This is a genomic window from Kistimonas ophiarachnellae, from assembly GCF_057552235.1.
This window is the reverse complement of sequence record NZ_BAAJPA010000020.1, coordinates 1-22,093: the sequence shown is the minus strand read 5'-3', so window position 1 is coordinate 22,093 and position 22,093 is coordinate 1. Positions and strand designations below refer to the sequence as shown.

General features: G+C 56.4%; 1 protein-coding gene. It reads left to right on the top strand.

The genetic code is table 11. From position 1 onward, the window contains the following. A partial coding sequence (locus AC27K1_RS19595) for an LEPR-XLL domain-containing protein (RefSeq protein ID WP_487152486.1) occupies positions 1 to 22,093 on the top strand: 22,093 nt, incomplete at its 3' end.

Sequence of the window (22,093 nt, the reverse complement as noted above, 5' to 3'; positions counted from 1 at the left end):
ATGGCATATCCATTTCCTACGACAACCGCCCTTCATCCTCTGTCACGGTTGAAGAACAGCGTCCTGTCGCTGGGGAAAAGCCTGCTGAACCGGGAAATGCCCGGGGCAGAGTCATCCCCTGGGAAAAAGCCGGTTCGCCGTATTCGCCGTAAAAGCGCGTCTGCGCAACATCGGTTTACCTTCGAGAGCCTGGAGCCGAGGCTGCTCTTCTCTGCCGACCCCATGGGCATGGCGTTGCAGACCAATGATCTCAGCCATGAGATGGGCAACGATGCCAATGACCTGATGCTGCGGGTGATTGAGCAGGACAACACGTCGGTGTTGCAGCTGCTGGATAATAGCAATGCTGATGCCCCGGTTCTGTATGAAGCAACCCTGGACAGCAGGAACCATATCACCATTACCGGTACAGACGGCGATGACAGCCTGACGTTGGACAAGAGCATAACCTCGCTCAGTGCCGATACCCTGCTGATCACGTTTAATGCCGGTACCGGCAGCGATACCCTGGTGGGCGCTGACGCGGATTCCACCTGGACACTGACGGGCAGTAACAGCGGAGAATCCGGCGATTTGTCCTTCAGCGGGATTGAATCACTGGCCGGTGGTAGTGGCGACGATACCCTCAATACGACCATTGACAGCGAAAACAGCTGGCAGGTCAAAGACGCCAACAGCCTTGAGCTGGCCGGCATTACCCTGACCGGTATCGAAGCATTGTCCGCGGATGACAACGACACGCTGGATTATGCCGGTTACAGCAGCGGCGTGACCGTTGACCTGGAACAGGGAACCGCGACCGGGTTCCGATCCATCAGTGGTTTCGGTTCCATCACCGGTTCAGGTTACGACGACAACCTGACCGGAAACGACAATGACAACACGATAGACGGCGGCGCCGGTAATGATACGCTCAGCGGCGGCCTCGGAGCGGATTCGCTGACAGGGGGAACGGGCGTCGATACCGTCAGCGAAACCCGTGACGCGAATTTCAAGCTGGAAGACAGCCGTCTTACCATTGGCTCGGAAGTGGATACGCTAACCGGTATTGAATCCGCCGCGCTGACCGGCGGAGATGGTGACAATACCCTTGATGCGTCCGCTTTCACTCTGGGCGGCGTAACACTGGATGGCGGCGCAGGCGCCGATACCCTCAAAGGCACCGCCGCGAACGATACCCTGACGGGTGGCGAAGGTCAGGATTCCATCGACGGTCTGGGTGGAACCGACACCCTGGTTGAAACCCGTGATGCGGATTTCACGCTGACTGATACGACATTAGCCGTCGGCCTTGATGCTGCCGACACTCTTGCGAATATTGAAACGGCGCGCCTGACGGGCGGGGCGGGGAACAATACGCTGGATGCTTCGGCGTTCACGCTGTCAGGTGTCACCCTGGATGGCGGCGCTGGCGATGATGTCCTGACCGGCACCGGCAAAGATGATGTACTGACCGGTGGACTTGGCACAGACACCGTGACTGGTGGAGTGGGCACGGATACGCTGGTCGAAACAGGCGACAATCGTTTCGTTCTCACCGACACCTCCCTTGACCGGGGTGATGGCACTAATGAAGTCCAGGTAATTACCTTCACCAATGTCACCTCGGGCAGCTATACCCTGGGCCTTGACGGCAAAACCACCTCTGCGCTGGCCTGGAATGCCACCGCTGAAGAAGTCAGCCTCGCCCTGCGGCAGCTTGACACTATCGGCGATGAAGATATCGATGTTGTCCTAAACGCTGATGGAACACTGACCCTGACGTTTACCGGCAACCTTGCTGCGAAAAACATCGGAAAAATCGTGGCAACTGGTGCGTTCAACAGTGGTGGAACCGTATCCGTCGCTGAATCCGACGGGGCTACATTAACGGACATCCTCTCCGGCATCGAAAAAGCGACACTGACAGGTGGCGCCGGTGATAACCTGATGGATGCTTCCGCCTTTACGGGTTCAGTGATCCTGGCGGGCGGCAACGGTGACAATATCCTGATCGGCGGCAGCGGCGATGATACGCTGATCGGTGGTGTCGGCAACGACACCCTGACCGGTGGCGCGGGCAGCGATGTCATCACCGGTGGCGGCGCAACAGATACCCTGGTGGAAACAGGGGACAACGGTTTTAAACTGACTAATCATTCACTGGTCGCAGGCAGTGATACCGATACCCTGTCCGGTATCGAAATGGCGAGGTTGACCGGTGGCGCCGGTGATAACGTTATTGACGCCTCCGCCTTTAATGGCCTGACAACCGGCGTTTACCTTACCGAACTCAATAATGGCGACGGCGTGGGGCGCGCCACCGGCGCTGATTTCCAGATCACGCTGTCCGATGGCACCACGGTTGTCGATATTGACCTGAGCTATGCGCTGACAATCCAGAATGTGCTGGATACCATCACTGAAGCCCACAACAATCTCTCAGCGTCCCTCTCTGTCAACGGAAACGCGATCACTATTACCGACAGTACTGGCGGGAACAGCGTTGTTACGCTGGCGGCCGCTAATGGCTCCACTGCCGCTACAGACCTGGGGCTCTCGGTAACTGGCGACAAGACAGGTATCACCGGAAATACGGTGGTGGTCGGTTTTGTCACCATTGATGGTGGTGCGGGCGCTGATACGATCACGGGAACAGTGGGCAATGACAGCCTGACCGGGGGACTCGGCGCGGACACAATTACCGGCGGCCTCGGCGCTGACCGGCTCATCGAAAGTGGTGATAACCGCTTTGTGCTGACCGATACATCACTCGACCGTGGTGACGGCACCAACGAAAGCCAGCAAATCACGTTGACGGGTGTCACGTCAGGTAATTACACCTTGTCGTTTGATGGCGAAACAACCGACTCACTGGACTGGAATGCCACCGCCGCTGATGTCAGCAATGCACTGAAAGCGCTGACCAATATAGGCGACGGAGATGTGTCCGTTGTCCTCAATGCTGATAACTCGCTGACTGTGACGTTTACCGGTAACCTGGCCGCGAAGAATGTCGCCAAGCTTGTAGCCACGGGTTCATTTAACAGTGGCGGTACGATTGCGGTTGCCGAAACCGACGGGGCTACATTGACTGATACCCTGTCAGGTATTGAGCATGCCACCCTGACCGGCGGGGCATCGGCCAACCTGATTGACGCGTCTGCCTTTACGCTGGGCTCGGTCATTCTCGCGACCGGTGGCGGCAAGGATACGCTCAAGGGCAGCAGCCAGGACGATCAGTTCCTGGTGGATACGTCCAACTTGGCCATTGGTGACAAGGTCACGATCAATGTCGGTGGCGGCACGGCCAATGAGGTGGTGGTAGACGACGCTGATGGATTGGTAACCCAGTCGGATTTCAACTGGATCAGCTGGGATGGCGCCGCTGCGGCCGAGTACGTGGTCAACGGCGGTGATTCACTGACCGTCAGCGAAAACATCACGGCTTCAGGTCAGAATATCCAGCTCAAGGCTGACACCATTAAACTGCAGGGCTATACGCTGGATACCAGCCATGCGACGGCAGCCGGTAACATTACCCTGAAGGGCTATCACATCACCATCGATTCCGGCGCCCAGATGCTGGCCGAAGCGACAACGGACGCTGGCACGGATGGCAAGATCACCATTTCCGCCATTGACGACCGGGCGATCTGGACCACCGGTTTTGCCAATATTGATTACATTTCGGTGGATATCACCATCGATAACGCCACTATCCGCGGTGGCGATGTCGTGGTGAAAGCGGCGGCAGACAGCCGCTACTACCTCAGTGACAGTGATTTCGACAACGTACCTCTCAGCGATTACCTGGCCCGGGGCTTCAGCGGGGTGATCAGCGCCACCGAAACCTCGCTGTTTGCCGGTGTCGCGGTGTCGACATCCAAGGCGAAGGTCAAGATTGGCAGCACTGCCAATATTTACGCCGAAGATTTCAGTGCCGATGCCCAGTCGTATGTCCGGACATTTGCCGCCCCGATTTCCCCGCTGCTTGGCATTGCTGTCGGTGTTGCGATCACTGAAGCCAAGGTCACTGTAGACGGCAATATCAATACGACAGGCGATGCGTTTTTCCGCAGCCTTGCCGACCACACCGTCGATGTAGTTGCCGATGCCAGCGCTGGCGGCACCATGTCGGGTGCGGCGGCGGTCAGCGTGATTGATTCCCTGTCGCAGGTACATGTGACCAATGACGCCAACCTGTCGGTTGGCAACCACCTGGTGGTGCAGGCTGAAACCGTCGACCGTAACCGGACCATGGCCCGTTCGACCGCTGGCAATGACGGCACCCTCGGCATCGCTATCGCGGTCAGTTCGGAGTACGGTGAAACCCAGGCGTTCCTGGACGGTCAGGCGGATGTCGGCGGTAACCTTGAAGTCTACTCACACCAGGAAAAGGAAGCCGTGGACATCAACAAGATGTTCGTGATTCCGTCCAAGGCAAACGGCGTGACGGCAGCGGCCGGGGTAGGGACCGAATCCACCGGAGACCTGCTGGATGATACCAAGGGTGCGGCCATTGACAAGATGACCAGCTGGATCACAGGTCCGATTGCCAAGTATGTGACCAGTAAACTGCCGACGTCAGATGCCGTCTGGGATTTTGATGTGGCGGCAGCGCTGTCGGTTGTGGTCGACCAGAACCATGTGGATGCCCGCATCGGTGACGGTAATACCGACCAGCTGGCCGATGTTGAGGCAGACGGCACTATCAGGGTTTCCGCGATTATCGAAAACCGGCCGGATGTTTCGGCTTCATCCTCGGCAACGGACGAAGGAGTTGCCACGGGGGATTCCACCAAGAAATCCACGGCGAAAGGAATTTCTGTCGCGCTCAGTGTCGGTGTTTACATCAATGAAACCGAAGCGCTGATTAATGGTGATGCCGAGGTCGACGCAAAAGACAAAATTACTGTTCAGGCGCAGACCCTGAACAAAATCGACCCGCTGGGTTTGTGGGGCGCCAACCTGGTGTCACCGTTCCTTGATCAAAATACCCAGGCCACCCATACCACCGACCAGAACACGCAGACACTCAAAAAAGACGACACGGTTGATGTCAAGGAAGGCTTTAGCGGCCAGGGCAATGTAGGCAGTCGCTATCAGTACATCAGTACGGTCGAACAGGATATCGACCTGGCAACGGCTGATTTCACCGATACCAATTACTGGGAAGAACTCGGCAACGTGGTGGTGGATACCGGCATGGAATTTGTCCGCAATCTCACCACCTACCTTGACGGTAACCTCGGGCTGGATAACAACCTGATAGACAGTTGGAGCCAGGCGACGGCGGAAGGACAAAAACTGTCGGTTGCCGCCGCAGGCGCCGTCCTGGTGATGGATCATGACGCCACCGCAAAAATTAAGAGCGGCGCACGGATCAACCAGGATGATGACGGTGTTACGGGGAGTGATGACTTTGCTTCCGGTTCACGGGATGTTGTGGTCGAAGCCGTTAGTGTCAACCATGCCATTGCCCTGGCGGGTAATTTCAAAACCCTCGGTGTTACCGGGGGCAGTTCCTATTCCAAGAACTGGAAACCCTCCGCTGAAACCCCGGGATTTGGCAGCAGTGCTGCCGACGGTGGCGATGCCGTTGGCGGCACCCTTGGCGTTTACACCTACATTGATGATGTCACCGCCAAGATAGAAGACGGCGTAACACTTTATGCCGACAGTCTGGAAGTGGACGCGGATAACGAGGTGCTCAGTGTCACCGTCGGGGCGTCGGGCGGCAGTGCGGATGATGTCAGCTTCAATGGCGCCTTCCTGTACAACGTGGTTCAGAATACGACACTGGCCTGGATTGATAATGGCGCGACCATCAACCTGGGCAACAACGCGGTAGGCGACAGTGATGCCAGTGGCGCTTCCCTGTTCGTGGATGCGAAAGATACCGCGTATGTGATCACGGCGGCAGGTGGCGTCACCAGTTCCGAGCATATCGGTATTGGCCTGTCCATGTCGGGGAATTTCATTACCCGTGATACCGAGGCGCTGATCGGTAACCGGCACGACGATGACTCTGTCGGCACCCGTGGCAGCGTGACCGTTGCCGGTGACGTCAAGTTGTCTGCCGACAACAAGGGCTTTATCGGGGCGATGGCCCTTGCGGGCGCCAAGGCCGTGGTCAACCCGGCGCCGGATGCTCCCAGTGGCGGCACCGGCGGCACCCAGGGCGGAAGCGGCAGCCAGAAGGACAGCGATGCCCTGATGGCCTGGCAGACCAAAATGTCTTCCGTGCTGGCTGAAATGAAGACCAATTCAAAGTTTGCCTCTGCTGCGGCCCAGGCCGACAGCCCCGCCAGCGCCAAGTCCGGCACCAGCGTGTCCGGCGCGATTACCCTGAATGTTATCGACGACGATGCCCGTGCCTATGTATACGACACCGGGAATTTCAGCAGTGGCAACCTGGTCATCAAGTCCGGTAACACTACCGCTGTTGGCGCATTGGGTGGCAGCGTCGCCTATACCCGTGGACAGGCCACGGGCACGGCCAAGGGCCTTGCCGGCGCCATCGGTGTGAATGTGGTCACTGGCACCAATAGCGCTTTCCTTGACGGCGCCAGCAAGCTGACTGCGTCGTCACTGGACTTTGACGCGACCCGCGATGGCTGGGTGGTGTCTGTGACTGCCGGTGTCGGCGGCGCCAGTGGTGGCTCAAGCTCCGCCGGTATGGCGGGTTCTGTTGCTGTGAACTTTACGGATTACACGACAGAAGCTGGTCTTCGTAACCTGTCTGACGGTGTTGACAATACCCTTGACGCGGATATATCCGGTACGGTCTCCCTGCTGGCGGATGATAAAACCAACATGGTGGTGGTCGCCGGCTCTGGCGGCTTCGGCGGCAAGGCGGGCGTAGGCGCGGCCATTGCCTTTGCAGAAATTCAGAATACCACCAAGGCCCTGGTTGAGAATGTCACAACGCTTGAGCATGACGGGGCCATGGATGTTCAGGCCAGGGCCGATGGCATGCTGGTCACTGTCACTGGCGCAGGTGCAGCGGCGACCGGCGGTAATGGCGGCAATGGTTACGGGGTTGCCGGTACACTGTCGGTTAACTTCCTGGATAACACGGTTACCGCAGGGATTGTTAATAGCATCACAACCGAGTCGTCTGCTGGCAATGTCACCGTTTCAGCCAGCGATGAATCATCGATTTTCTCATTCAGTGGCGGCTTTGCGTACGGCAAGACACTTGGGTTAGGCGCGGCCTTTGCCCTGAACTTTTTCACTAATAATGTAACTGCCAAGGTAGAAGGTTCCACGTTACGCACCAGTGGCGCCCTTCGGGTGAAGGCGACGCAGGATTCAACCAATACCTCCGTATCTGTCGGGGGCGCCGGTGCTGACAAGGTGGCGCTGGCTGGCGCGTTTTCAGTGAACCAGTCTGAAAACACCATTGACGCTTATATTTCCGACAGCAGTGATGTAAAAGCGGCTGGCCTGATCCAGGTTGCCGCCGCGGATACGACAACCAGCGTCGTATTTGCCGGTGGTCTGGCGTTTTCCAAAGAAGGCGCCCTGGGCGCCAGCATCGGTGTCAACCTGGTTGATAACGACATCACTGCCCGTATCAATAACGCCAAGGTGGAATCCACGGGTTCGACTCTAGAGGTGCGTGCAACCGCTGAAGAGGTTGTGGTCAGCGTCGCCATTGGCGGCGCGGGTTCAAAGAACTATGCGCTGGGCGGTTCGATTGCCGTCAATGAAATCAAGAATACGGTTGAGGCAAAGGTCACGGGTAACGCTGACCTGGATGCTTCCGGCGACATCGGGATCAATGCCGCTGACAGCTCCACCGTAGTGGTCGTCGCCGGTGGCGGCGCGGTCTCCAAAACCGCCGCTGTTGGCGCAGCCATCTCAACGGCAGAGGTCAGTAACACGGTACGCGCGTATGTGGACGGCTCCCGTGTTACGTCCTCTGCCGGTGCGGTCAATATCACTTCCGGTTTCGTGGCGCCAGGCGCAGATGTTGATTTCGCGTCGCTGGGCGTAGATACGAACGGCCTGCCTGACGACACGGATCTTGGCGCCCAGATCATCAATGTTTCCATTGCCGGCGCCGGTGCCAATACCTTTGCAGGCGGCGCCGCCATCTCCCTGAACTGGCTACGCAATACGGTTGAGTCTTATGTCGTTAACAGCGCGGATGTGGATGCCAGTGGCGATATCAGGGTTGTCGCCAGTGACGACGCGGAGATAACCAGTGTCGCCTTTGCCATTGGTATTGCCAGCAGCGGGGCACTGGGGGCGGCCATTTCCTATAACTACATCGGTGGTGATCCGGGCGATCCGTCCCGGAATGTGGCGGAGAATCGCGACAGCATCAATACCGGTATCGTGCGCGCCTACATCGACAATTCAGCGGTAGATTCAAGCCTTGGCTCGGTGAATGTTCTGGCCGATTCCTCCGCCAGTATTGTCAATGTCACTATTGGCGCTGCCGGTGCCAGCAGTGTCGCGGTGGCCGGTTCCATCTCCATCAACTTTATGCGTAACCTGGTCAACGCCTCCATCAAGGGCGGGGCGACAGTGACCGCCTATTCGGATATCAATGTAGCGGCAACCACGACACCCATCATGGTGATTGTTGCGGGCGCTGCCAGCGGCTCTGGCAGTGGCGCGGCGTCTATCGCTTCCGCCACCAATGATATGCGCAGTGACCTGCAGGCCCGCATAGAAGGCAGTGGCACTCAGGCAACGGCAACGAATGGCAATATCACGGTTTCGGCCCAGGTTCTGAATACTGACCAGTTGCCGTCTGTCGCCCTCGCTGATGATGGCGATAGCGACTCGGATGACGATCCGATTCTGGATGCCCAGATCTGGTCGTTTACCATCAGTGGTTCCGGCGCCGGTACCGTGGGCGGCGCGGGATCCCTGTCGCTGAACTGGCTGCGTAACAGTGTTGAAGCCCGTATTGCAGACAGCGCCAGGGCGCAGGCCAGCAATGGCACCGCCAGGGTTTCCGCGTCTGACCAGGCCACCCTCAACGCGCTGGCCGGTGGCGGCAGTGGCGCCGGTACCGCTGCTATCGGGGCGGCTGTCGGTTATAACTATGTGGGTGGTAACCCGGATGATCCGGGCGATTATGATACCGCCAATACCATCAAAGCCTACATTGATAACGCCACCGTTATCGCTGATGCCGTGAAGGTGGAGGCGACATCGGATGCGGATATCAATACGTTCAGCGTATCCATTACGGGCTCCGGCACCTTCGCTGGCGCCGGTTCCTTCTCACTGAACTGGATTCGCAAGACGGTTGACGCTCATATCAGCGGTGGCGCATCCGTTACCGCTACCGGGAATATTGATGTTCTGGCCACCGACACCTCGGATATCCGTTCCGGTTCAGCCCAGATCAGCGGTTCCGGCACCGTCGCGGTTGGTGCGGCTGTCGCCTATAACGAAATCGAGAATACGGTTAAATCCTATGTGGATAATTCCACTGTCGTCGTGACGACCGGTAATGCAGGCAATATCCGCATCGTGGCAACGTCGGACGCGACGATTTCGACGTTATCCGCCGGTATTTCCGGTTCCGGCACGGCCAGCGTGGCGGGATCTGCGTCCAGCAACCTGATTCACAATGATGTGCGGGCGTATATCAACGGCGGTACGGTTACAACAGACGACAACATCCTGGTTCAGGCGGAATCTGACGACACCATCAAATCCTATGCCGGAACGCTCAGCGGTTCAGGCACTGTCGGCGTTGGCGGCACCGTGGTCGTTAACCAGCTGGATAATGACACCCAGGCGTATATCACGGGAGATGCAACCGTTGTTGCAAAAGGCTCCGGCAGTTCACTGGCTATCAAAAAATGGGCAGACGATGCTTCCGGAACAGAAAGCACCGAAAACCTGAATGGCCTGGCCGTCATTGCCACCAATGATGAAGAAATTGATGTCGTAGCCGTTAGCCTGGGGCTTGCCGGACAGGTTGGCATTGGCGCTAATGTGATCGTGAACAAGGTCACGAATACGACACGTGCCTATATCAGTGATGCGTCGGTGAATAACAACAGTAACCGGGGCAAGCAGGTTAAGGTTCGCGCACATCAGCACACCGATATCACCAGTGGCGGCGGCGCCCTGGCGGCGGGGCTGGGTGCTGCGGGCGTCGGTGCGTCCATTGATACCGATATTGTTGCCAACACCACGCAGGCCTATATCGCCGATGATGATATTGCGAGCGATGAAGATCATATCTATGCCGGTTCAGGGCTGGATGTCTCGGCCCTGAGTCGTGAAAAAATCCTGTCTGCCAGTGCCGGCGTCGGGGTTGGTTTGTATGCCGGTGTGGCGGGTGCGGCGTCCGGCGTGAAGAGTACGTCCGATACCGATGCCTTTATCCGGTTGGCCAAGGTGACCAGTGACGCCGGTGTCAATGTAGACGCTAACAGTCGTGTGGAGCTGGATCTGTATGACGGCACTATCGGCGGCGGCATTGTCGGCGGCGGTGGTTCTGTCGCCGTAGGACTGCTGGACGGCAATACCCGGGCCTATATCGAAGGCGCGACCATTAACGCGACCGGCAGTGTGCAGGTCAACAGTGATGCGACAGAAAATGTTTCCGTACTGGTCGGCACCCTGGCTGCCGGGGGAACCGGACTGGCCGGTTCTGTCTCCGTGGTTGAAACACACTCGAACACGACCGCATGGATTGGCGCCTATGTACCCGGCAGTGGCGCGGCAACCAATGCGAATGTGACGTCTGGTTCCCATACCAAAGTCAAGGCGACCGGTAACACCACCTTCGATAACGATATCGGTGCCGGTGGCATCGGCGGTGGCGGCGTCGGTGCTTCCATTGATGTCATCACGGCGAAAAACGCGGTAGATGCCCATATCGGCGCCAACAGCGTCGTGACCGCTGCAGGCGATGTGACCGTTGAGGCTGAAGCCAATCGAACCATTGATTCCATGGTTATGGCCTTTGCCGGCGGCGCAACCTTTGGCATCAGTGGAGCCGTGTCGGTCATCAGTGTCGGTACAGGTCTTGATTCAACCGGCAATGAACAGGCGACACCGGCGCAGGAAAAGATTGATGCTGCCTTCAGCAGCAAAAATGCCAACGGTCTGGGGACCGATGATACGGCGCAGAGAGCAGACGGTGTTGCCGACAGCAGCCTGTTTAAGATCACAGTGGGAGAAGATCCCACGGTATCCGACACCACGGCTTATATCGGTGATGGCGCACAGGTAACCGCAGGCAGCCAGGGCGCATCAGCGGATATCCTGGTGAAGGCGACAGAAACCGCAGATATTCAGCAGATCGCCGGCGGTGCTGCGATTGGTGGCGTCGGCCTGAGTGTCGGTGGTTCCGTCGGAGTGCTGAATCTTTCCGGCGCGACAACCGCTTATATCGATAACAACACGGATATAGCGGCCACCGACGATATCACTGTTAATGCCGTATTTACTGCCGAAGATGTGGCTGTGTACGCCTATGGCGGCTCCGCGGGCACTGTCGGCCTTGGTGCCCAGGTCAGCGTAATAAACGACACGGCAACGCAGTTGGCCTTCGTTGATCATGGCTCATCGTCGTCCAATGGCGCCAGGATTACCAAGGCGGATGACCTGGTCATCACTGCCGAGGCTTCACGGAATTATGAGGTTCAGGCCAAGGGCGTGACCGCGGGCGGCGCAGCCGCTGGTGCTGCAGTCGGCGATGTAGATATCGGTGGCTCCACCCTGGCCTATCTGGGTAATTATGCCCAGGTTGGGCAGGGCAGTGATTCAGTCGATGATGTACTGATCACCGCCACATCAACTGCGACTGTTACTGAAAATATCTGGTCGGTCGCGGCTGGTATCGGCGCCGGTTCCGGCAATGACGCCAGGGTTCGGATTGACCCGGCTGTGAAAGCCTTTATCGGAAACAACGCCGCTGTCACGGTAACCAGTACAGTGGATATCGAGGCGACAGCTACACCGAAAGCCGATGTGACAGTGCACGGTGTCAATGCCGGTGGCCTTGCCGTCGGTGTCTCTCTGACTGATATCACTATTGAACCTACCGTGATTGCGGCATTGGGTGATCCGGATGATGCCACGAACGGCAGTATCAGCATCAATGCGGCCAGTCTCTCCATTACGGCAGAAACCAAAGTGCCGACTAACAGCTACTCCGCCAAGGCTTACTCGCTGGGAGCTGCAGGCGCCTTGATCGGGGTGGACGCGACTCTCTCGACCATCAATAACAACAGCACGGTCAAGAGCTATGTGGCGGATGGCGCAACCCTCGCCATTACCGGCGCAACGACCATTTCCGCCGCTAACAATACCAAGCAGAAGGCAGAGGCTGACAGTTACTCGGGCGGTTTACTGGCGGCAGGCGGCAGCTCGGCGAAAGCCAAGTCAAATACGACAACGCTCGCATTTTTAGGCGACGGTGTGGATCTGACAGGCTCTACGCTCCAGATCACAGCCGTTGGCACTGATAACAATTATGCGGAAGGTACGGCAGGGGCCGGTGGTATCGTGGGCGGTTCCGGTACAGAAGCCATTACCGTGAACAAGAGCACCGTAACGGCTGAAATACGCGAAGGCGCAACAGGCAAAGACATCGACCTGACGCAGCGCGGCGCGGGCACCCTGGTCATCAAGGCGGAACAGAATGCCACCTTTGACAGCAAGATTAACGTCGGTTCCGGCGGTGTGCTCGGTGCGACAGGCGCCAAGGCCGATCACGATGTGACGGCCAATGTGACCGCCGGTATCGGCGCCGATGCCGTGGTCAAGGCGACCGACGTTGATATGGACGCGATCACCAAGCTGCGCAAGAACGGTGTATCGGGCGACAATATCAAGGGCACCACCGGCGGCGTTGCCAGTGCCGCCGGTGCGGACAGCTTCACCAATGTCAATATGACCACCCGCGTGGTGATTGGTGATCGTGCGTCGCTGACCGTAGAGGACGGCGCGTCAAGTGCCGGTGACATGACGCTGGACGCCCTCAATGATTTCATCCTGAACGACAAGGTGACCCTGATCTCCGGCGGCGCGTTGGCCGGTGCCGGCGCCACCATGGAAATCAAGACGGATACCAATATCGCTGAAGTCGCTGTTGGCAACCGTGCGCAGCTGAGCAGCGCGGGCGATGTGCAGGTGTCTGCCCGGGGTACCGGAGAAGCCATCGGTAAGGTCAATGTGGAAACCTATGGCGCGGGTACCGTTGCCGTAGCGGACACCACAGTTGAAGTGCGCCCTGAAAACAGGGTGACTTTTGCTGCGAACAGTTACCTGACCACGGACGGCAATCTCAATATCTCAACGGGTACGGACACCAGCTTCAACCGTGACCAGTACAAGCTGGAAGCCCGGACGGATAATTTTGCTGGTAGCGCCATCCCCATCAACAGCCTGGACGCGACGGCGAAACTGATCCAGAACAATACGATTACTGTCGCTTCCGGCGCGGTGCTGGAAACGGCCCGTGACGCGAAACTTCATGCCGAGCGCCTCGGGTTTGCCGATATGGCGGCCAAGGCCAAGGGTGTGAACTGGGCGAGCGAAGTGGCCAAGGCGCTCAATGGCGGCACTGAACTGTACGACGGAACCATTAAAACAGAGGCGCATGCGACGGTTGATGTCGATGGAACGGTGCGTACCGGTATCGACCGCAAACAGGAGCTGGTGCTGGACGCCATTGTCAACGGGCAGGTGACCAGCAGCGTCCAGTCGGATGGCATTACCTTCCGTACGGTCACAGATCAGCTGGATTCTGAACTGGTTCAGGAATTGCAATATGCCCAGAAACAGCTGAACCAGTACAAGGATACCAACGCCAACCTCAAGTCATTCTACGAATCCGAAGTGACGCGGATCACCAATGAGCTGGCGTCCCAGGGATTATGGGATACCGATGAAAACGGGTATTCCGGGTATACCAAGCAGGATGTCCTTGTCGTTGAAATTGACCCAATCTGGGCACAGGCCGGCACCATTGATATTCGCTCGGATGTCCTGCAGGGCGAAGGCGTATTTGATGCGCCGGGTGACGCCAGTGTTGAGATCACCAATAACACGGCGGCCTTCCTTGAGATCAAGGGCATTTCCATTCCGGATTCCAATGGCGGTCTGTTCCTGAATGGCGTGGAAGTCGCCAGCAACAGTGAGATCGAAAACTATAACCAGGCTGATGACGGTGTTTCTGCCGATGCCGCCAGCTTCTCAACCATTACGGCGGGCGGTAGTGATAATCCGCCGTTTATCACCATCAGTACCACGTTTGACGACAGTGATCCTGCAAATAACGGTGTTCCGACCCCGGCTATTACGATCACCGGCAATGTCGAAAACCCACAGGGTAGCCTCACCGTCAGCAATCCTGACGGATTGGTGACCTTTGAAGCCCAGGTTCGTGCGGAAAACATGAACGTGGTCGGAAAGAGTGTCTACATCACCGGGTTGACCGATTACAGCGTGGGCGGAGAAACCTACTCCAAGCTAGACACCCTGACCAATAACGGACAACAGAAGGCTGCTTCCGATGCCTTGGTTAAAAACGAACTGACCAAGACCCCCAGTGGTGTCAGCCTCTATGGCGACCGGATTGTGATCAGCGCTGAATACCTGAACCTGAACGGGATCATGCAGAGCGGTAAGCCGGACTACAACCTGACCCTCGGCAACGCGACGGCCATTGAAATTGCCAATATCAGTCGGTGGGCCAGCGGACTGGTCAAGCTGTCGACGGCGTCAACGGACGACTATACCGTTTATTACAATACGACAACCGGCAAGATTGAAATTCAGGAAATCCGGGTCAGCGGCGGTTACATTGAGCTGGAAGGCCATATGCTTAATACCGGCGCCGGTGAGATCCGGGTGCTGGGCGGTTATGGCAAGATCTCGGTCACCAACAACACAGCCTACGATGTCGTTGTGAAAAGTCTGGATGCCTCTCAGCGGGGTGAAGGCACACTGGTTATCAAGGACAAGGCCAAGGGAACCAGCAGTAATCCCCATGTCACCATTTACACCAAGGATGAGAATGGCGTCACTATCCAGGAAGACGGCAAATCAGATGTAAGCGGCAGTGACAGCAATACTTATTCCATCAAATCCGGCTGGCGTTATGGCTGGTCGGTCGATGTGCTGGACGCCACGCGGTACTACAAGACCGAGAAGAAAAGCGCCTGGCTGGGGATTGATGATCTTGCCGCTGACCCGTCCGATGATTACTGGGATACCTCTGAACGTCTTGAAGGCCCTAGCCTTACCGATGAAGGCCCGTACTTCTTCCTGGATGCGGCCAAGGCGAATGATGCCTATACCTACTTCAAAGATCCCCAGGTCGATGCAAGCAAGACGAAAAATTATGTCGAAGATCGCTGGACGACCAGTACCTGGTATGGAAAAAAGACCTACTACACCAAGTTTGTAAAGGAAGAGTACACGACTACTACGCACACCCATACGGTGAAGGCTGACTATAACGTCAACATCAACTTCATTGGTTATGACGCTGGCAGTGTTTCTCTAACGTCTAACGTCACTGGCGCAGATATCCTGATCGACGGCAGTATCCTGAACAGTTCCGGCACGACGACCATCACCTCGAAGGGCGATATCCGCCAGACCAGCGAAGATTCCTATATCACGGGTAAGCGCGTTGTATTGTCTGCCACTGGCGATATTGGTCGGATAATCGTCGATGGTAATGGCGATATCGTCGATTCAGGCGCGCTCACCGTAAACCTCACCGATGACACTTATGCCAGCCTCAAGGCAACAGCCGGTGGTGTCGTCCATATTGTCGCAGACAGTGGTGACCTGGCGATCGACAGTGTTCAGGCCGGTTCCGGTGAAACCGTGAGACTGGCCGCGAAGGAAAGCATCAAGGTTGCGAAGAAGACCTCAAGCAGCTGGTACAACGGCTCCGTTCAGGGCGGCACCGTGGCGCTGGTGGCAGAAGAGGGTTCGATCGGTAACAGCACCAGCCGTACACTGTCGCTGAATTCCGGCACCAGCCTGTCCAATTACGTGACAGTTGATGCGAAGACGGATATTTACCTCAAGGAAACCAGTGGCGACCTGCACCTGAAAAAAGCCGTTTCCGCCAGCGGTGACGTCTATATCAACGTGGCAAGCGGTAGCCTCAAGGATGCCAATGACAGCGCCGTTCGGGATGACCGGACCTACGATGAACTGCTCAATGGCGTCTGGAGTGATCTGCAGCTGACCGAGGACACCGGCGCCCAGAGCAAGATTGACCAGACCCTGGTTGATTACGCCAGTAATCGCGAGCAGGAATACGAGGCTTACTGGCGTTACCGGGGAATGCAGGCTGATCCTGACGTCTATGACGAGAACTTTGTCGTATCCCTGTCCGCTGAGGAGCAGACCTATTACGAGAATGCCGGCTGGACGGATGGTGAAATCCAGACGCTGGTCAACAAGCGAACCGAGGAATACCGCAGTCTGCATGGACAGTATGGCGGTTATGGTGACAGCTACGATGACAGCTTTACCTATACGCTGTCAGATGCTGAGAGAACAAGCCTGACCGGCAGTATCAAGGTCTGGACAGAAACAGAACTGCTGAACCTGTTCAGCGCCGGCCTGATTGAGCCGATCACGGATACCCAGGTTTCCGTTGAGGATGCCAACATTGAGGCGAGTGGCACCGTGACGGTGGTAGCGTCCGGCAGTATCGGCTCGGCCACGGGGGCGATGGTCATTGACAGCGATGACCTGGCCAATTTCAGCAAGTCGCAGGATTTGCTGTCCGACAGTGAACGTGAAGATCTTGACCAGAAACGTGTAGCACTGGCAGCCGCAGAGAGGACGGATGTCGCTTACCTGGCCGGTGACATTGCTTCGGCCAGGGTGCACTTCCTGAATAACGGCAATAGTGGCGACACCATTTTGCGTATTGATGGCGGAAACTGGCTCTCTGACGGCTTCCAGTCCGGCATGACCATTCAGGTGTTCGGCAATGCCGACAACGCCAATGATAATGGACAGTTCTTTACTATTAAGTCGGTTACCGCTAACACGATTACACTGTCTGACGATGATCAGTTATCTACCGAATTCAGTGCCAAAATCACGCTGGCGGAAATCATTGCCGACCCGACCGCAGATGGCGCGACCATTGCCGGCATCCGTATCGATCTGCGTGATGATGTGGATGTGGATGCATTAGGCTCGGTGTCCGCGACGGGCAGTGGTGATGTGTTCCTGGGTTCTGAACTGGATGTGAAACTGGATACCGTCGTAGCGGGTGATACGGTCAGGATCAAGACCGGCAAGTCCATCATCAATGCCGGTGGCGCCAGTGTTACCAACGTGACCAGTAATGATGTCATTCTGGAGGCCGCTGACGGCTCAATTGGTTCCGCCGACGACCGGATTTATATCAACCTGGCGGCAGACGCCATCTTTACAGCGAGGGTCAGTGGGGACATCTACCTGACCGAGCGAACTGACAATATCAATGTCGGCACCCTGTATGCGCAGTCTGGCGGTATCTACCTGACGGCGGAAAGTGGTGCGATTGTGGATGGTCTTGACCATGACTTCGCCAATATCAGTGCGGCCACTGAGCTTAAGCTTACAGCGTCGTCTGGTGTCGGTGAGGATGGTGATTACCTGGAAACAGACCTGGCCACGGATGCGACCCTGACGATCGCTGCAGGCTCCGATGTCTTTGTTCACGAAGTCCTTGGGAATATGAATATCCGTGAGGTGCTGGCGGATGGCGGCGACGTCGACCTGCGTGCGCACCTGGCCATCAAAGACACCGAAGATGCCAGCGGCAATGACGTGGCCGGCCTGCCGGAAGCGGATGTTATTGGTAACAGTATTACCCTGACGTCTGAAAATGACGCGATTGGGGTGTCTGGCAATGATCTGGATATCAACAGTGCCTACCGTTCCGCCGGTACGGTAACAACCAGCAGCGCGCTCAATACCTACCTGATCGAAACGGATGGCGACCTGTCCATCAACACCATTGGCACAGGGGCGGATTACACGGCCTTTATCCTGGGACGGGACAATATCCTTAATGGCAACACGGATGCCAATGCGTCCAATGTAACGTCTGGCAAGACAAGGCTGTTTGCCGAAGGGGATATCGGTGCTTCAGGCAAGCATCTTCAGACAACTGTCGGGTACATGGAAGGGCGTTCGACCAGCGGGAGTGTCTGGATTACCAATACCGGTCACCTGACGATTGGTGGGCTTGACCAGGTCAACGGTATGGTTGCGACCGGAACCGTGAATATTGTGGCACATAGCCCGATCACGCTAGCGAAAGACGTTATTACTGACCTGGATATCTTACTTGATGCCAATGAAGACAATGATGATGTGGTCGGTGCAGAAGATCATCTGACAGTCAAGTCCGGGGTAACCATTCAATCAACAGCCGGGACTGTCACTCTGCGAGCCGGTGATGATCTCGTAATTGAATCTGGCGCCACGGTCAGTGCCAAGGGTGACCTTCTGCTGCAGGGGGATTATGAGAATCTTGATGCCGACGGAACAACAATCCATAACCAGGGAGCTCTGAGTGGTGCCAACATCACCATCGAAGGTGAAGCGGGTAGTGACAGTATCCTGCTGGATGGTGTCATCACAACGGCGGGTATTCTGAGTATATCCGGCGCTGCGGGTAGTGATGATATCCAGTTGCTTGGCAGTTTGACCGGTTCCACCCGCATTGATGTGGATGGTGGCAGTGAAGGCGACAGTATCCTGATTGATGTCAGCCTGCTGGCCGGTGATACCTACGTCACCGGTGGTACGGGTGACGATACGCTGACCGTCAACGAACTGCATTCACGGGATGATGTGCTTTCCCTGGATGGTCAGGGTGGTGGTGATCAATACATCGTCACAATGTCGAATACTGACGCCGACGGCGTAACCCTGACGGATTATGTGATTGATGTACACGACAGCGGTGATGCGGCTGACGGTGTGGATAACCTGACTATTCACGGTCGGGGCTTTGCCGGGGATACCCAGGCGGATAAAGATGACGTGTTCCTGATCCGGAATAACTTCATTGCCCGTCTGCACGGTGAGGTGGAAACCAATACCTTTGCCGATCCGGTTGAGCGGATCAATTACGATAACAGCCTCAATGACCTGACCGGTGGTGTACTGATTAATGGCGGCGAAGGCAGTGACAGCTTCTTCCTGGATGACACCAGTGCACTGATGACCATTGATGGTGGCAGTGGCCGGGATACGTTCCAGGTGGGTCAGATTTTTGGTGAAGCACCGGTAACGGCGCCCGGCGATGAAGTTGCCGGCACTGCCGTAACCCGCGGCTACCTGAGCTACGGCAACAGTGAAGAACTGACCCTGCTGGGCGGCGATGATGGCGACAGCTTCACGATCTACAGCAACAAGGCCGAACTGACCCTGAAAGGGGAGAAAGGCAACGATGAATTTGTCGTACGGGCTTTTGTTGCAGAAAAGCAGATAGACCTCAATGGTGGCGATGACGACGATACGATTGATTACAACGTCAACGCACCGCTAAGCATTGATGGCGGCAGCGGCTTTGATACGCTGACGGCGATCGGTACAGAAGCCGACGACACATTCATTGTGACTCGTGACTCCATTATTGGTGCAGGACTGAATATCAGTTATGACGGCGTGGAGTCGGTCGATGTGGATGCCCTGGAGGGTGATGATACCTTCATTATCGAAAGTACCCGTGAAGGCGTCATTACGACCCTGATCGGCGGCTTGGGCAGCGATAATTTCATCGTGGGCTCAGAAGGGTTGACCAGCGCAATCCAGGGTTCCCTGATTCTGGAGGGTGGCCTGACCATGGCGGACCGGTCACTCAAGACGCCTGTGGTGCTGCCCACCGAACAGGCGACATCAGCCAAAGATATCCCATCGATTACGGATGAAACCATCCAGACGGATACCTTGACGGTATTCAATGACGCCAGCCTTACTAACGACAGTGGTCAATTAACGACATCATCCGTAAGCGGCCTGAATATGGATGATGATGCCATAGTCGTAGCCGGTGAAAACGGTGCCCCGGACCAGACTATTGCCGGTGGCATCACTTATTACGGTATGGAAGTGGTCGAAGCCGTGTTGGGCACCGGTAATGATAGCCTGACCGTTGATGTCACGGCGATCAGTATCAGCGCGGCCATGGTGTTCTCCCACAATGTCGGGCTGGGTGTCAGTTATATCACCTTGCAGGATGGCGGCAGCTGGTTTGACCAGGGTTTCCGGGCCGGCGACAGCATTGTTGTTGCTGATACGACAGGAAATGACGGTACATACACCATTGCGTCTATCTCGCTGGATGGCAGCCAGATTTCATTGGCCAGTGGTGAGCAGCTGGCCGATGAAACGGTAAGCGCCAGTGTCCAGAAACAGAACCCGATCATGGTGGCACATGGCGGAGGAAATCAGGCAATGACTGATCCTTCGACCGGCGCTACCGAGATGGGTGGTGACACTATTACTGTGACCGGTACTGACACCAATAACGTTCCGCTGATTATCTTTGGTGATACCAGTCAGAATGGTAGCCGGTATGCGTCTCTGAGAGGGGAAGGGCTGGATTCAGTAGTGTCGTATACCAATGCTGGTAACGATGTTATTGATGCCTCTGGCGCATTGAGTGGCGTCATTATCTATGGTGGTGCAGGCAATGACACCATTTATGGCTCACAGGGGAATGATCAGATCGCCGGTGGTTCCGGTGATGACACCCTCTTTGGCCTGGGTGGCAATGATCATCTCTACGGCGATTCCGGCTTCAATATTGATCTATCCCAGCGCCTGAGCCTGGCAACAGAAGTGCTGACGGTAGTGACTGTTGCTGATCCTGACAACGATGGGGCCAAGGCTGATGATCTTGCTGTAGGCAATGACACCATTGATGGTGGCATGGGTGATGACATCATCTTTGGTGATCATGGCGTCATCACCCAGATCCGTGACGGTTCACCTGAACAGCTGCGCCTGATGACAACAGGTAATGTGTCGCATATCGAAACCGCAGTCGAAGCGCAGGGCGGTAACGATATCCTGCTGGGCGGTGATGAGAATGACATTATCCTTGCCGGTGCGGGCGCGGATGAGGTCGCCGGTAATGCCGGTGACGATATCCTGATAGGCGACAATGGTGAAGTTGACCGGAATGTGGATGGTGACCTGATTACCATTGACCTGGTTCAAAACCGTACGGCTGATCATGGTGGTATTGATACTCTGCAGGGGAATGCGGGTAATGACTGGCTGCTTGGTGGTGTCGGCGGCGATGAACTGTACGGCGCCAATGAAGATGGTAGCCCGCTGGGGCTTCTGGACAGTGATAATGACTTGATTCTTGGTGATCACGGCATTATCACCCTGGCTGCAGGCCAGATCATCAGTGTTGCGTCACTCCGGCTCCAGAATGGTGGTAACGATACTATTCGTGCGGGTGATGGCAATAATCTGGTGATTGCGGGCTTTGGTCAGGATGATGTCACCGCGGGCGCTGGTAATGACATTCTTGTCGGTGATAACGCAACAGCCATCTTTACGGATGGCCACCTGACAAAGCTCGAGTCCACAGATGCTGATGATACGACAGGTGACAATGATCAACTGAATGCCGGTGATGGCTTTAACCGGATCATAGGCGGTGCGGGCACAGACACCATCACTGGTGGTACGGGGGTAGACCATGTGCTCGGTGACCATGGTGAGTTGACTTACGATGTTGCCAATATCCTGCAATCTGCGGAAAGCGCGCTGATAGATCAGGGCGCCCGTGATGTGATCACCCTTTCCAGTGGAAACAATGTTGTGATCGCCGGTCAGGGCGGTGATGAAGTAACGACTACTGGCGATGATGACATCGTGATCGGCGACAACGGTTCCGCCCTGTTCACGGATGGTCAGCTGACCACGCTGACCAGTACTGACCTGGATGACGAAACGGGCAGTGATGACATCCTGAACCTGGGCGATGGCTTCAATCGTGTCATTGGAGGTACCGGCGAAGACACTATTACTGGCGGTGTCGGCATAGATCAGGTTATAGGCGACCACGGCACCATGACCTGGGATGTCACCGACATTCTCCGGACAATGACCAGCAGCCTGA